This window comes from Pseudomonas sp. SCPG-7, from assembly GCF_002156405.1.
Lineage (GTDB): Bacteria > Pseudomonadota > Gammaproteobacteria > Pseudomonadales > Pseudomonadaceae > Aquipseudomonas > Aquipseudomonas parakoreensis.
Map to the genome: position 1 here is coordinate 268,719 of NZ_MVOO01000004.1, position 14,008 is coordinate 282,726.

12 protein-coding genes and 1 pseudogene are annotated in these 14,008 nt (G+C 60.4%); 7 read left to right on the forward strand and 6 right to left on the reverse strand.

What is annotated here, in order from left to right:
- Nucleotides 1–12 precede the first annotated feature (12 nt).
- Complete coding sequence (locus tag B1722_RS10645; RefSeq protein ID WP_086792421.1) at nt 13–663, reverse strand: DUF1120 domain-containing protein; 651 nt, start codon at nt 661–663, stop codon at nt 13–15.
- Nucleotides 664–973: 310 nt separating this feature from the next.
- Here B1722_RS10645 and B1722_RS10650 point away from each other — a divergent pair, with 310 nt between their 5' ends.
- Nucleotides 974–2,524, forward strand: coding sequence for a phospholipase D family protein (locus B1722_RS10650; protein ID WP_217436727.1), 1,551 nt, complete (start codon nt 974–976; stop codon nt 2,522–2,524).
- A 77-nt stretch (nt 2,525–2,601) separates the two neighbouring features.
- Here B1722_RS10650 and B1722_RS10655 read toward each other — a convergent pair whose 3' ends face one another.
- Nucleotides 2,602–3,744, reverse strand: a complete 1,143-nt coding sequence (locus B1722_RS10655) for an MFS transporter (RefSeq protein WP_086792425.1) — start codon at nt 3,742–3,744, stop codon at nt 2,602–2,604.
- 186 nt (nt 3,745–3,930) lie between these two features.
- Complete coding sequence (locus tag B1722_RS10660) at nt 3,931–5,424, reverse strand: aldehyde dehydrogenase (protein WP_041071948.1); 1,494 nt, start codon at nt 5,422–5,424, stop codon at nt 3,931–3,933.
- Between the two features lie 234 nt (nt 5,425–5,658).
- Between B1722_RS10660 and B1722_RS10665 the strand changes: the two genes are divergently transcribed.
- Nucleotides 5,659–6,021 (forward strand): cupin domain-containing protein, encoded by a 363-nt coding sequence (locus B1722_RS10665; protein WP_041071946.1) that lies wholly within the window; start codon nt 5,659–5,661, stop codon nt 6,019–6,021.
- Between the two features lie 207 nt (nt 6,022–6,228).
- Here the strand turns inward: B1722_RS10665 and rpmG are convergent, their stop codons facing one another.
- Together rpmG and rpmB are read right to left on the reverse strand one after the other, a co-directional pair.
- Nucleotides 6,229–6,384, reverse strand: a complete 156-nt coding sequence (gene rpmG, locus B1722_RS10670; RefSeq protein WP_003177274.1) for a 50S ribosomal protein L33 — start codon at nt 6,382–6,384, stop codon at nt 6,229–6,231.
- An 11-nt stretch (nt 6,385–6,395) separates the two neighbouring features.
- Entirely contained in the window at nt 6,396–6,629 is a 234-nt protein-coding gene (gene rpmB, locus B1722_RS10675; protein ID WP_003229474.1) for a 50S ribosomal protein L28, read from the reverse strand.
- Nucleotides 6,630–7,076: 447 nt separating this feature from the next.
- Here rpmB and B1722_RS10680 point away from each other — a divergent pair, with 447 nt between their 5' ends.
- Nucleotides 7,077–8,663 (forward strand): ABC transporter substrate-binding protein, encoded by a 1,587-nt coding sequence (locus B1722_RS10680; RefSeq protein ID WP_086792427.1) that lies wholly within the window; start codon nt 7,077–7,079, stop codon nt 8,661–8,663.
- Between the two features lie 145 nt (nt 8,664–8,808).
- On the opposite strand, the gene radC is transcribed toward B1722_RS10680, so the two are convergent.
- The gene (gene radC, locus B1722_RS10685) at nt 8,809–9,483 is read right to left on the reverse strand and encodes a DNA repair protein RadC (RefSeq protein ID WP_047297276.1); all 675 of its coding nucleotides are present in this window, start codon (nt 9,481–9,483) and stop codon (nt 8,809–8,811) included.
- 133 nt (nt 9,484–9,616) lie between these two features.
- On the opposite strand from radC, the gene coaBC reads away from it, so the two are divergent.
- The 4 genes and pseudogenes from coaBC to argB all read left to right on the forward strand — a co-directional run bounded on the left by coaBC (nt 9,617) and on the right by argB (nt 13,916).
- Nucleotides 9,617–10,825 (forward strand): bifunctional phosphopantothenoylcysteine decarboxylase/phosphopantothenate--cysteine ligase CoaBC, encoded by a 1,209-nt coding sequence (coaBC, locus tag B1722_RS10690; protein WP_086792429.1) that lies wholly within the window; start codon nt 9,617–9,619, stop codon nt 10,823–10,825.
- 5 nt (nt 10,826–10,830) lie between these two features.
- Nucleotides 10,831–11,286: a dUTP diphosphatase gene (gene dut, locus B1722_RS10695; RefSeq protein ID WP_003229483.1), complete on the forward strand. Its 456-nt coding sequence runs from the start codon at nt 10,831–10,833 to the stop codon at nt 11,284–11,286.
- A 330-nt stretch (nt 11,287–11,616) separates the two neighbouring features.
- Nucleotides 11,617–12,993, forward strand: a pseudogene (locus B1722_RS10705) (phosphomannomutase/phosphoglucomutase); the annotation flags it as partial.
- 17 nt (nt 12,994–13,010) lie between these two features.
- The gene (argB, locus tag B1722_RS10710; RefSeq protein WP_003229488.1) at nt 13,011–13,916 is read left to right on the forward strand and encodes an acetylglutamate kinase; all 906 of its coding nucleotides are present in this window, start codon (nt 13,011–13,013) and stop codon (nt 13,914–13,916) included.
- Nucleotides 13,917–14,008: the final 92 nt, after the last annotated feature.

Genomic DNA, 14,008 nt, shown 5'->3' on the forward strand with positions numbered 1-14,008 from the left:
GGGTCCTGACGATCAGAGGTAGTACATATCGAACGTGACCGAGCCATCGAGCGGAATCTCGCTGGTGATCGGCAGTGCGTTACTCGGACCAATGATCGGCAGCAGGCTCATCGGAAACCCGTGGTGGCGCGCCGCGACCGGGCCAGCGGCCACGTCCGTCCCCCAGGAGTACAGCGCCGGGGCATTGCTTACCAGCGGCGAGGAAGGCAGTTGCCACGTCGGCGCCGCCAGGCTTCGGGTGATCAGGGTCTGCTGGATGCCGTCGGCCTCCGGACGCCCGTGGCGCAGCGCAAAGCCACCGATACGGATGCCGTTGATTTCACCCAGGCCATAGAACAAGGCCGCATCGCTGTTACCGGCGCCATCGCTGATACCCGGCAGTTTGGTCGCCGCGCGATTGTCTCTGACCGACACTTCCACCGGTGCTGGCGCATCGCAGTTGATGTGCAGCGATATATCGTGCGTCGGCAGCAGCGTCTGCGTGGTCTTGTTCAGTGTGGCTGCCGATATCTTGCGCAAATCTACCGTGCCGCCACCGGCAAACGCGGGAATGCACGACGTCGGAATGATGGTTCCGATCACGCTCAGGTCCACGCTTTCGGCAACCGCCAGTGTGGGTATTACTGCAGCCGCAACGGCGGCCATCCATGTTGATGTTTTCATCAGTCCCTACCTGTTCGGCTATTTATAAATGGCAGTGGTTCAGTGCATCGCTTTCACGAGGCCGTGAACGCCGGGGCGATGATTTCGTTTTTTGTAGGCTCCGTATGTAGGAATAGGCACCAAGCCAAAACAGAAAAAACGACAAAGCAAATAGTCCAAAGCCACATGCGAACTCATTCCTACTTTCGAACGACTAATGGTTTACCCAATGTGGCGAGGATCTGCCTTGAAGGGTCTTTGAAATCCTCTGCATGCCATACTCCGCCCCCCAGCCTCCAGCCGAGAAAGCAACGTGCGACCCGGAAAAAAATTGCTCGCTGTCTGCGTGTTGTGTTCGTTGGCCAGTGGTTGCGCAACCCTTGATGTACCGCGCGAACCCAGCCAGGTGTTGCCGGCCACCGGCTCGGTATTCGGCCGTTCGATCCACGCCCAGGCCGCGCCCTATCAGGGCCGTTCCGGCTTCCGCTTGCTGTCCAACAGCACTGAAGCGTTCACCGCGCGCGCCGAACTGATCCGCAATGCGCAAACCAGCCTCGACTTGCAGTACTACATCGTTCACGACGGTGTCAGCACGCGGATGCTGGTGGAAGAACTGCTCAAGGCTGCCGACCGCGGCGTGCGCGTACGCATCCTGCTCGATGACACCACCAGCGACGGTCTGGACACGATCATCGCCACGCTGGCGGCGCACCCACAGATTCAGATTCGCCTGTTCAACCCGCTGCACTTGGGTCGCAGCACCGGCGTGACCCGCGCTGCCGGACGCCTGTTCAACCTGTCGCTGCAACACCGGCGCATGCACAACAAACTGTTTCTGGCCGACAACAGCGTGGCCATCGTCGGCGGGCGCAATCTGGGCGACGAGTACTTCGATGCCGAGCCGAACCTGAATTTCACCGACATCGACATGCTCAGCGTGGGCCCGGTGGCTGAACAGCTGGGGCACAGTTTCGATCAGTACTGGAACAGCGCGCTGAGCAAGCCGATCGACGAATTCCTCTCCAGCAAACCGAGCATCAAAGACCTGCAAAACACCCGCACACGCCTGGAAGAATCGCTGGATGAAACCCGCAAACAGAACCACGCGCTGTATCAACAGTTGATGACGTTCAAGACCGCGCCGCGCATGGATATCTGGCGCAAGGAACTGATCTGGGCTTGGAACCAGGCACTGTGGGACGCGCCGAGCAAGGTGCTGGCCAAGGACGAGCCGGATCCGCAACTGCTGCTGACCACGCAACTGGCGTCGGAGCTGCGCGGCGTCAGCAAAGAACTGATCATGATTTCGGCGTACTTCGTGCCCGGCCAGCCGGGGCTGGTGTACCTGACCGGACGCGCCGACGCCGGGGTCTCGGTGAGCCTGCTGACCAATTCGCTGGAAGCCACCGATGTGCCAGCGGTGCACGGCGGGTACGCGCCGTACCGCAAGGCGTTGCTGGAACACGGTGTGAAACTGTATGAACTGCGCCGTCAGCCCGGGGACAACTATGGCAGCGGTCCGCATTTGTTTTACAGCAAGTCGTTCCGCGGCTCGGACTCCAGCCTGCACAGCAAGGCGATGATTTTCGATCGACAGAAAGCGTTTATCGGCTCGTTCAACTTCGATCCGCGCTCAGTGTTGTGGAACACCGAAGTCGGGGTGCTGGTGGACAGCCCGGAGCTGGCCGGACATGTGCGCGAACTGGCACTGCAGGGCATGGCGCCAGCCCTGAGTTATCAGGCGAAATTGCAGGATGGGAAGATTGTCTGGGTGACCGAAGACAACGGACAGATGCACACGCTGACCCAGGAACCCGGGAGCTGGTGGCGGCGCTTCAATGCGTGGTTCAGCACCACGGTGGGCCTGGAACGGATGCTTTAAAAAGCAAAAGATCGCAGCCTGCGGCAGCTCCTACAGCGAAGGAATGCGGTTTCCCTGCAGGCTGCGATCTTTTGACCTTAAGCCGTTTGCACCGTCCCGAATGCACCTTGGCGCATCAGCAGAATCACCAGCCCGAACGCCCCGGCCGCCATCAACAATGGCAACGCATGCCCGCTGATCCACTGGCTGCCCGCCCCCGCGAGCAAAGGCCCGATCAGACAGCCCACACCCCACAGCTGCGCAATGTGCGCATTGGCCCGCACCAGCGCATCGTCGCGGTAACGCTCGCCGATCAGGATCAGTGACAAGGTGAACAGGCCACCGGCACTGGCCCCGAACAACACCCACAACGGCCAGATCAGCAGCGTATCGATCAACAGCGGAATCGCCAGGCTCGACAGCATCAGGATCACCGCGCATCCGGTGAACAACGTGCGCCGCGACAAGTAGTCTGCCAACGCGCCAATCGGCAGTTGCAGCAGCGCGTCGCCGACCACCACAGTGCTGACCATCGCCAGCGCAATCTCGGCAGTGAAGCCCTGCTGCAGGCAATACACCGGCAGCAGCGTGAGGATCATCGCCTCGAACGCGGCGAACAACGACACCGCCCAGGCAATCGCCGGCAACTCGCGGGCAAATCCCCAGAGATCGCCGAAGGTCACACTGCTGGCTTCACTGCTTGGCGCCCCGCTGCGGCCCATCAACAGAAAAGGTGAAACCGTCAGCAGCCCGACACCGACCCAGAATCCATAATCATGTTCAGTACCCAGCGCCCCCAGAAGCAATGGACCAGACAGTTGGCTCAATGCATAACTGCTGCCATACAGCGCGACCAGCCGCCCGCGCCAGTGTTCGACGACCAGTTGGTTGATCCAGCTTTCGCCAAGGATGAACACGATGGTCAGGATCACCCCGATCATCAGGCGTAATACCAGCCAGACCGGATAACTCGGCAGCAGCGCCAGCAAGCCAATCGACAACGCGCCGGCCCACAGGCACAGGCGCATCAGGTTCGCCGTACCGAAACGCGCCGCCAGATGACTGGAAATTTTCGCGCCCAGCAATACGCCAATCGCCGGCATCGCCGCCATCACGCCGATGGCGAAAGAGCCATAGCCCCAACCCTCCAGACGCAACGACACCAGCGGCATGCTGACCCCCAGGGCCAGACCGACACTCAAGACAGACGCCAACACGGCGAAATACGTCGCCCAACGCATGGTCCACGCTCCTGTGGATATTTTTATAGGCACCACAAAACCCCTGTGGGAGCGAGCCTGCTCGCGAATACGGTTTCACATTCAGCCCATGGCTGACTGATACACCGCTTTCGCGAGCAGGCTCGCTCCCACAGGGGATCGCTGTTTCGTCAGGGAGCCCGGCGTTGCCGGGCTCCCGTTAACGGCTTACAGCTTGATCCACGTCGCCTTCAGCTCGGTGTACTTGTCGAATGCATGCAGCGACTTGTCTCGACCGTTGCCCGACTGCTTGAAGCCGCCGAACGGTGCGGTCATGTCGCCGCCATCGTACTGGTTGACCCACACGCTGCCGGCGCGCAGCGCTTTAGCGGTCAGGTGCGCTTTGGAGATGTCCTGGGTCCACACTGCTGCGGCCAGGCCATACGGCGTATCGTTGGCGATCTGGATCGCCTCTTCGGCGGTGTCGAAAGCGATGACCGACAGCACAGGGCCGAAGATCTCTTCCTGAGCGATCTTCATCGCGTTGCTCACGCCGTCGAAAATCGTCGGCTCGACGTAGGTGCCACCGGTTTCCTGGAGGATGCGCTTGCCGCCAGCGACCAGTTTGGCGCCATCGCTGTGACCGGATTCGATGTACGACAGCACGGTATTCATCTGCTGGGTATCGACCAGCGCACCAACGTTGGTCGCCGGATCCAGTGGATTGCCCGGCTTCCAGGTTTTCAGCGCCTCGATCACCATCGGCAGGAATTTGTCCTTGATCGAACGCTCGACCAGCAGACGCGAACCGGCGGTGCAGACCTCGCCTTGGTTGAAAGCAATGGCACTGGCGGCGGATTCGGCAGCGGCTTGCAGGTCCGGCGCATCGGCGAAGACGATGTTCGGACTCTTGCCGCCGGCTTCCAGCCACACGCGCTTCATGTTCGATTCGCCGGAATAGATCATCAACTGCTTGGCGATCTTGGTCGAACCGGTGAACACCAGCGTGTCGACATCGTTGTGCAACGCCAACGCCTTGCCAACGGTGTGGCCGTAGCCCGGCAGCACGTTGAGCACGCCTTTCGGAATACCGGCCTCAACGGCCAGCGCAGCGATGCGGATGGCAGTCAGCGGGGATTTTTCCGACGGCTTGAGGATCACCGAGTTACCGGTCGACAGCGCCGGGCCGAGTTTCCAGCAGGCCATCATCAGCGGGAAGTTCCACGGCACGATGGCGCCGACCACGCCGACCGGCTCGCGGGTCACCAGACCCAGTTGATCGTGCGGAGTGGCGGCGACTTCGTCGTAGATCTTGTCGATCGCCTCACCGCTCCAGCTCAGGGCCTGCGCCGCGCCGGGCACGTCGATGTACAGCGAATCGCTGATCGGCTTGCCCATGTCGAGGGTTTCGAGCAGCGCCAGTTCTTCGGCGTGCTGCTTGAGCAGGCCGGCGAAACGAATCATGGTGGCTTTGCGTTTGGTCGGTGCCAGGCGCGACCAGACGCCGGAATTGAAGGTGGCGCGAGCGTTTTCCACGGCGCGCTGAGCGTCGGCGGCGTCACAGCTGGCGATCTTGCCCAGCAGACGGCCATCGACCGGGCTGATGCACTCGAAAGTCTCGCCAGAAACGGCGTCGGTGTATTCACCGTTGAGGTAGGCGCGGCCTTCAATCTTCAGGTCGCGGGCGCGTTGTTCCCAATCGGCACGAGTCAGGGTGGTCATTCGAGTGTCCTCCTCTTGTTGAATAGAGCGCCGCGTTCTTCGCGGTCGTCTTCAGGAATGCTGCCCGGCCAGCCTGCTTTTCGGCCCAAGGCACCCGCCACCCTAAACCAGCGGCCGGGTTTGTTTCAATATATTTGACATAAGCGCGCCATACGACCTTGCGGTGTTCATTTTAATAAACATAGACTCTGGCCCTTTCAAGCCACCGCGCCGTCATCACGGGAGAAAACAACAATGAACATCCAGAACGTCGTCGACATCAGCCTGACCACCAGCGCAGCCGAACGCTATCGCCCGGACCCGGCCAAAGTGCTCAAGGGTGATCCCGAGCAAGCGGTGTTCAATCAATACGACAGCCCTTGCGGGCAAATGGGTGTTGGCGTGTGGGAAGGTGCGGTTGGCCAATGGACGGTCAATTACACCGAACACGAATATTGCGAAATCCTGCAGGGAGTTTCGGTGCTGCGTGACAGCGATGGCAATGCCAAGACCTTGCGCGTGGGTGACCGCTTTGTGATTCCAGCAGGCTTCCGTGGCACCTGGGAAGTGCTGGAGGCTTGCCGCAAGGTCTATGTGATCTTTGAACAGAAGGCTTGAGGACTTTCGCTGACTGATCCGGCCCTATCGCTGGCAAGCCAGCTCCCACAGGTTTTGTGATTAACACCAACATTGTGAACACCGGTAATCACTGTGGGAGCTGGCTTGCCAGCGATGAGGCCCGGCCTGACACCGCAGAAATCCGAGGCAACAAAAAAGGCCCGTATCGTGAGATACGGGCCTTTTTCGTAAGTCGGGAAAAATCAATTACTTGATTTTGCCTTCCTTGTAGATCACGTGCTTGCGAACAACCGGATCATATTTCTTGATCTCGATTTTGTCCGGGGTAGTACGCTTGTTCTTGTCGGTAGTGTAGAAGTGACCAGTACCGGCGCTCGAAATCAAACGAATCAATTCACGCATGATTAGCTCCCTTAAATCTTGCCGTCGCGACGCAGCTCGGCCAGCACAACGCTGATGCCACGCTTGTCGATGATACGCATGCCTTTGGCGGAAACGCGCAGGCGTACGAAACGTTTCTCTTCTTCAACCCAGAAGCGGTGATGCTGCAGGTTCGGCAGGAAACGACGACGGGTTTTGTTGTTTGCGTGGGAAATGTTATTCCCGGTTACCGGACCCTTACCGGTAACTTGACATACTCTCGACATGCCTCAGCCCTCTAAAACCACATGCCCAACCCGGCATGGGTTGGCCGCTTAATCTCTCAGTCATTTGGCGCCAGGCGCCGCGTTTCTTTAGAGGTCTTACCGGCTACACCTACAGTGAAGGAACCGGGCCCCTAGAAAAGAGCGCTGCTTTATACCAGAAAGACCGGGGTGCAACAACAATGGATGTGCAATCGACCGGTAAAAACGCGCATTTTCCGGCTGCGGGCGCTTTGGATAAAGGCTGAGGCGCGTCTTGACCACTCGTCGCAGAAAACCGCTCTAAAAGAGGTTCCCGACTTTTCCCCGTGCACCGTGGTCTGAAAAACACCACTGTCCCGGCCCGAAAAATGCAAAAAGGGGATAGTCATTTGCAATCCAGCCCTCTAGGGTAACCCTTTTCCAGACTGCACCTGCAGATGGGCCTTCGATCTGTAAAGGAAGCCGACCATGCGCCTCGCTGCCCTACCCCTGTTGCTCGCCCCGCTTCTGCTGAGCCCATTGGCCCAGGCTGCCGCCCTGAGCGTGTGCACCGAGGCCAGCCCTGAAGGGTTCGACGTGGTGCAATACAACTCGCTGACCACCACCAATGCCTCGGCCGACGTACTGATGAACCGCCTGGTGGACTTCGACACCGCCAGCGGCAAAGTCGTGCCAAGCCTGGCCGACAGCTGGGAAGTCAGCCCCGATGGCCTGAGTTACGTGTTCAAGCTGCACCCGCAGGTGAAGTTTCACAGCACTGACTATTTCAAGCCGACCCGCACCCTGAGCGCCGAAGACGTCAAGTTCAGCTTCGACCGCATGCTCGACCCGGCCAACCCATGGCACAAAGTGGCGCAAAGCGGCTTCCCGCACGCCCAGTCCATGCAGTTGCCGACGCTGATCAAGAAGATCGACGCACTCGACCCGCTGACCGTGCGCTTTACCCTTGACCACCCGGATTCGACGTTCCTCGCGACACTGAGCATGGGCTTCGCCTCCATCTATTCCGCCGAATATGCGGACAAGCTGCTCAAGGCCGACGCCACCGACAAGCTCAACAGCCAACCGATCGGTACCGGCCCGTTCGTGTTCACGCGCTTCCAGAAAGACGCCTCGGTGCGCTACAAGGCCAACCCGGACTACTTTGGCGGCAAGCCTGCGGTCGATCCGCTGATCTTCGCCATCACCCCTGACGCCAACGTGCGCCTGCAAAAACTGCGGCGCAACGAGTGCCAGATCGCTCTGTCGCCAAAACCGCTGGACGTGAAGGCCGCGCAGGAAGAGCCGACGCTGAAAGTGGAAAAGACGGACGCGTTCATGACCGCTTTCGTCGGCATCAACAGCCAGCATCCACCGCTGGACAAGCCGGAAGTACGTCAGGCGATCAACCTCGCCTTTGACAAGGCCAACTACGTCAAAGCCGTATTCGAAGACACCGCGGAACCGGCCAACGGCCCTTACCCGCCGAACACCTGGAGCTACGCAAAGAACCTGCCAGGCTATCCGCACGACGTGGCCAAAGCCAAGGCGCTGCTGGCCAAGGCCGGACTCAAGGACGGCTTCCAGACCACCATCTGGACGCGTCCGTCCGGCAGCCTGCTCAACCCGAACCCGAGTCTGGGCGCGCAGTTGCTGCAATCGGACCTGGCAGAAATCGGCATTCAGGCGGAAATCCGCGTGATCGAGTGGGGCGAGCTGATTCGCCGCGCCAAGGCGGGCGAGCATGATCTGCTGTTCATGGGCTGGGCCGGCGACAACGGTGATCCGGACAACTTCCTCACGCCGCAGTTTTCCTGCGCAGCGGTCAAGTCCGGCACCAACTTCGCCCGCTACTGCAATGCCGACCTGGACAAGCTGATCAGCGCCGGCAAAACCACCAGCGAGCAAGGCGTGCGCACCAAACTGTACGAACAGGCGCAGGCGCAGATTCAGCAGCAGGCGCTGTGGCTGCCACTGGCACACCCGACCGCTTATGCGCTGACCCGCAAGGATGTGCAGGGTTACTCCGTCAGCCCGTTCGGGCGGCAGGACTACTCCAAGGTCAACCTGAAATAACCCTCGTTACTGTGGAAAAACCTCTGTGGCGAGGGAGCTTGCTCCCGCTTGAGTGCGCAGCGCTCACAAGCTTTCAGGGCCGCTGCGCAGCCCGGCGGGAGCAAGCTCCCTCGCCACAAGAGTGCACTTCTGCTGCCTGTTTGCATTACATCCAACCACACTCCGCCATCGACAGCGGCTCGCCGTCGCCGACGATAAAGTGGTCAAGCACCCGAACGTCAATCAGATCCAGAGCCTTCTGCAGGCGCTTGGTCAGTTGCCGATCCGCCTGGCTCGGATCGCTGTTCCCCGATGGATGGTTGTGGCAGAGAATCACCGCCGCCGCGTTGTTGGCCAATGAGCGCTTCACCACTTCCCGGGGATGCACACTGGTATTGTCGATCGAGCCGCGAAACAGCGCCTCGAACGTCAGCACTTGATGCTTGGAATCAAGAAACAGGCAGCCAAAAACCTCGTGGGGCTCATGGCGCAGCATGGATTTGAGGTAATCCCGAACAGCCTGTGGATTCTCCAATGCCGGCTCTCTACGTGAGCGCTCGGCCAGATACCGGCGGTTCATTTCTTGAGCAGCCTGCAACTGCGCAAACTTTGCGGGCCCCAGCCCCAACTGTTTGCTGAATGCTTCCTGATCGGCCTCAAGCAACAAACGCAGGCTGCCGAACTGATTCAACAAGTGTCGCGCCAGGTCCACTGCGCTTTTTCCAGCGACTCCCGTACGCAAAAAAATCGCCAGCAACTCAGCGTCTGAAAGGCTCGCCGGGCCCTGTTCCAACAACCTTTCTCGCGGCCGCTCCGCCGCCGGCCAATCGCGAATACTCATACACCTTCCTTGTCTGTGGGCGCCGCTGTTCCGTAGCGGTCGCTGTGATATCGTAGCCCATCTTTTTTGCGGGCGAATTCACCCTGGGGAGGGGGTTTCGCCACGTATCAACCACGAAATGAAAGGCAGACCTATGCAGCGGCTGTATCGGAAACGCATCGTTCTGGGCGTCGGCGGCGGCATTGCAGCCTACAAGAGTGCCGATCTGGTTCGTCGCCTGATCGACCAGGGTGCCGAAGTGCGCGTGGTCATGACCCATGGCGGCGCCGAGTTCATCACCCCGCTGACCATGCAGGCCCTGTCGGGGCACCCGGTTCACCTCGACTTGCTCGACCCGGCTGCCGAAGCGGCGATGGGCCACATCGAGCTGGCCAAGTGGGCCGATCTGGTATTGATTGCGCCGGCCACCGCCGACCTGATCGCCCGTCTGGCCCAGGGCATCGCCAACGACTTGCTGACCACTCTGGTTCTTGCTACCGACGCCGTAGTGGCGGTCGCGCCGGCAATGAACCAAGCCATGTGGCGCGATCCGGCGACCCAGGCCAACCTGCAACTTCTTGAAAGCCGTGGCCTGAAGACCTTCGGCCCAGCCTCCGGCAGCCAGGCCTGCGGTGACGTCGGCATGGGCCGGATGATGGAAGCCACCGATCTGGCGCAGTGTGCGGCGGACTGCTTCCTGCGTCAGGCACTGACCGGCAAACACGTGGTGATCACCGCCGGCCCGACCCAGGAAAACATCGACCCGGTGCGCTACATCACCAACCACAGCTCCGGGAAAATGGGCTTCGCTCTGGCCGAAGCCGCGGTGGAAGCCGGCGCCCGCGTGACCCTGATCAGCGGCCCGGTGCACCTGCCGACGCCGGATCGCGTCACCCGCATCGATGTGGTCAGTGCCCGCGACATGCTCGCGGCGTGCGAATCGGCCATCCCGTGTGATGTGTTCATCGCCTCGGCAGCGGTGGCGGACTACCGTCCGGAAGTGGTTGCCCCGCAAAAACTCAAGAAAGACCCTACAAGCGGCGACGGTTTCGTCCTGCAAATGGTGCGTAACCCGGACATCCTGGCCACCATCGCGACCCGTCCCGACCGTCCGTTCAGTGTCGGCTTCGCCGCCGAGACCGAACACCTTCTCGACTACGCTGCACGCAAGCTGAAAGACAAGAATCTCGATTTGATCGTCGCCAACGACGTGGCCAATCCGAGCATCGGGTTCAACAGCGAAGAAAACGCCTGCAGCGTGATCGACCGTGAGCTTCACGCCACCGTTTTCGCCCAGACCAGCAAGGGCAAGATCGCTCGCCAACTGGTCACTTTTATCGCCGAACGTCTGAACCAGGTTTAATTTACATGCACGCTTTGCAAGCCAAGATCCTCGACCCCCGCATCGGTACCGAATTCCCGCTGCCACAATACGCCACCCCGGGCTCCGCCGGCCTCGACCTGCGCGCCATGCTGGAGCAGGACATCGTGATCAAGCCGGGTGAAACCGTGCTGATCCCTACTGGTCTGTCGGTCTACATCGGCGACCCGAACCTCGCCGCGCTGATCCTGCCGCGCTCGGGGATGGGCCACAAGCACGGCATCGTGCTGGGCAACCTCGTCGGCCTGATCGACTCGGATTACCAGGGCCCGCTGATGGTGTCCTGCTGGAACCGTGGCCAGAGCGACTTCACCATGACCGTCGGCGAGCGTCTGGCGCAGCTGGTGCTGGTGCCGGTAGTACAGGCGCACTTCGAAATGGTGGAAGAGTTCGTCGAAACCGAGCGCGGCGCGGGCGGCTTCGGTCATACCGGCACTAAATAACCGGATATACATCATTGTGGCGAGGGAGCTTGCCCCCGCTGGGCTGCGCAGCAGACCCAAAATCTTGTGGGCGCTGCGCACCCAAGCGGGAGCAAGCCCCCTCGCCACAAAAAATGCGCTACATCGGCAGCAGGTTTTAACACCGAAAATCAAGGTTTTGCCGGCCGAAAGCCACGCCAGCCGAGGCGTCATGGCCCTTTCACACCACGAACTCTCTGTGGAAAACGCCGTCATACCCTTCAGTTTGAGCCTGCCGCCGAGTGAGTCGTCGGTCTGTCCCGCCACTTTCGAGATGGAGCATTTGTGCAGATGAGCACCCCAGCCAAGATCGCCCCGAAGCTACCTGACAGCATCTTCCGCGCCTATGACATTCGCGGCACCGTGCCGGAATTCCTCAATGCCGAAACCGCGTACTGGATTGGCCGCGCCATCGGCTCGCAGAGCCTGGCCCAGGGTGAACCGAACGTGTCGGTCGGCCGCGACGGGCGCCTGTCCGGCCCGGAGCTGGTTGCCGAACTGATCCGCGGTATCGCCGAGAGCGGCTGCCATGTCAGCGACGTCGGCCTGGTCCCGACGCCTGCGCTGTATTACGCGGCGAACGTATTGGCCGGCAAGTCTGGGGTAATGCTCACCGGTAGCCACAACCCGTCGAACTACAACGGCTTCAAGATCGTGATCGCCGGCGACACCCTCGCCAACGAGCAGATCCAGGTGCTGCACGAGCGCATCAAGACCAATGACCTGACCAGCGGTCAAGGCAGCGTCACTCAAGTCGAAATCCTTGACCGCTACACCACCGAAATCGTCCAGGACGTCAAACTGGCCCGCCGCCTGAAAGTCGTGGTTGACTGCGGCAACGGTGCGGCTGGCGTGATTGCCCCGCAACTGATCGAAGCGTTGAACTGCGAGGTCATCCCGCTGTTCTGCGAAGTCGACGGCAACTTCCCCAACCACCACCCGGACCCGGGCAAACCCGAGAACCTCGTCGACCTGATCGCCAAGGTCAAGGAAACCAACGCCGATCTCGGCCTGGCCTTCGACGGCGACGGCGACCGTGTCGGCGTGGTGACCAATACCGGCAGCATCGTCTACCCGGATCGCCTGCTGATGCTGTTTGCCCGCGACGTGGTGGCGCGCAATCCCGACGCGGAAATCATCTTCGACGTCAAATGCACCCGCCGCCTGGTGCCGCTGATCAAGGAGTACGGTGGTCGCCCGCTAATGTGGAAGACCGGTCATTCGTTGATCAAAAAGAAAATGAAACAATCCGGCGCTCTATTGGCCGGCGAGATGAGCGGACACATTTTCTTCAAGGAGCGCTGGTTCGGTTTCGATGACGGCATCTACAGCGCCGCACGCCTGCTAGAGATCCTCAGCAAGGAAAAATCCACCGCCGAAGAGCTGTTTGCGACCTTCCCGAACGATATTTCTACGCCGGAAATCAATATCCATGTGACCGAAGAGAGCAAATTCAGCATCATTGATGCACTGCACGACGCACAGTGGGGCCCAGGCGCCGACCTGACCACCATCGACGGCGTGCGAGTCGATTACGCCAAAGGCTGGGGCCTGGTGCGCGCCTCCAACACCACACCGGTGCTGGTGCTGCGTTTCGAGGCCGATGACGAGGCAGAACTTGCGCGTATCAAGGCGGTGTTCCACACCCAACTGAAACGCGTTGCACCTGATCTCCAACTACCGTTCTGATTCACCCGGAGCCCTGAATGACCCTCGAACGCGAAGCCGCCGCCCACACCGCCCAGGTCCTGTCCGAAGCGTTGCCTTACATCCGACGTTATGTCGGCAAGACCCTGGTGATCAAATACGGCGGCAACGCGATGGAAAGCGAGGAGCTGAAAACCGGCTTCGCCCGCGACATCGTCTTGATGAAAGCCGTGGGCATCAACCCGGTGGTGGTTCACGGCGGCGGCCCGCAGATCGGTGATCTGCTCAAGCGCCTGTCGATCGAAAGCCACTTTGTCGATGGCATGCGCGTCACTGACGCGGCGACCATGGACGTGGTGGAAATGGTCCTCGGCGGCCAGGTCAATAAAAGCATCGTCAACCTGATCAACCGCCACGGTGGCAGCGCCATCGGCCTGACCGGTAAAGACGCCGGACTGATTCGTGCGAAGAAACTGACCGTCACCCGCCAGACTCCGGAGATGACCCAGCCGGAAATCATCGACATCGGTCAGGTCGGTGAAGTGGTCGGGATCAACACTGAACTGTTGAATCTGCTGGTCAAAGGCAACTTCATTCCGGTGATCGCGCCAATCGGCGTCGGTGAGAACGGCGAGTCGTACAACATCAACGCTGACCTGGTGGCCGGCAAGGTCGCTGAGGCGCTGAAAGCCGAGAAACTGATGCTGCTGACCAACATCGCCGGCCTGATGGACAAGTCGGGCACTGTGTTGACTGGCCTGAGCACCCAGCAGGTCGACGACCTGATCGCCGACGGCACCATCTACGGCGGCATGCTGCCAAAGATCCGTTGTGCACTGGAAGCAGTTCAGGGCGGTGTCGGCAGCTCGCTGATCATCGACGGTCGCGTACCGAACGCGATCCTGCTGGAAATCTTCACCGATACCGGTGTGGGTACGCTGATCAGCAATCGCAAGCGTCCGTAAGCCGTCGCGCAAACAAAAAGACCCCGCTCAGCCTGACTGAGCGGGGTCTTTTTTTGCCTGCGGCATTCCATCTCTTTTGTGGCGAGGGAGCT

Excerpts from the sequence above, each read along its gene's own strand:
- B1722_RS10655 (WP_086792425.1), bottom strand. The coding sequence starts at position 3,744 with ATGCGTTGGGCGACGTATTTCGCCGTGTTGGCGTCTGTCTTGAGTGTC.
- B1722_RS10660 (WP_041071948.1), bottom strand. The coding sequence starts at position 5,424 with ATGACCACCCTGACTCGTGCCGATTGGGAACAACGCGCCCGCGACCTG.
- argB (WP_003229488.1), top strand. The coding sequence starts at position 13,011 with ATGACCCTCGAACGCGAAGCCGCCGCCCACACCGCCCAGGTCCTGTCC.
- rpmB (WP_003229474.1), bottom strand. The coding sequence starts at position 6,629 with ATGTCGAGAGTATGTCAAGTTACCGGTAAGGGTCCGGTAACCGGGAAT.
- coaBC (WP_086792429.1), top strand. The coding sequence starts at position 9,617 with ATGCAGCGGCTGTATCGGAAACGCATCGTTCTGGGCGTCGGCGGCGGC.
- B1722_RS10645 (WP_086792421.1), bottom strand. The coding sequence starts at position 663 with ATGAAAACATCAACATGGATGGCCGCCGTTGCGGCTGCAGTAATACCC.
- B1722_RS10680 (WP_086792427.1), top strand. The coding sequence starts at position 7,077 with ATGCGCCTCGCTGCCCTACCCCTGTTGCTCGCCCCGCTTCTGCTGAGC.
- B1722_RS10665 (WP_041071946.1), top strand. The coding sequence starts at position 5,659 with ATGAACATCCAGAACGTCGTCGACATCAGCCTGACCACCAGCGCAGCC.
- rpmG (WP_003177274.1), bottom strand. The coding sequence starts at position 6,384 with ATGCGTGAATTGATTCGTTTGATTTCGAGCGCCGGTACTGGTCACTTC.
- radC (WP_047297276.1), bottom strand. The coding sequence starts at position 9,483 with ATGAGTATTCGCGATTGGCCGGCGGCGGAGCGGCCGCGAGAAAGGTTG.
- dut (WP_003229483.1), top strand. The coding sequence starts at position 10,831 with ATGCACGCTTTGCAAGCCAAGATCCTCGACCCCCGCATCGGTACCGAA.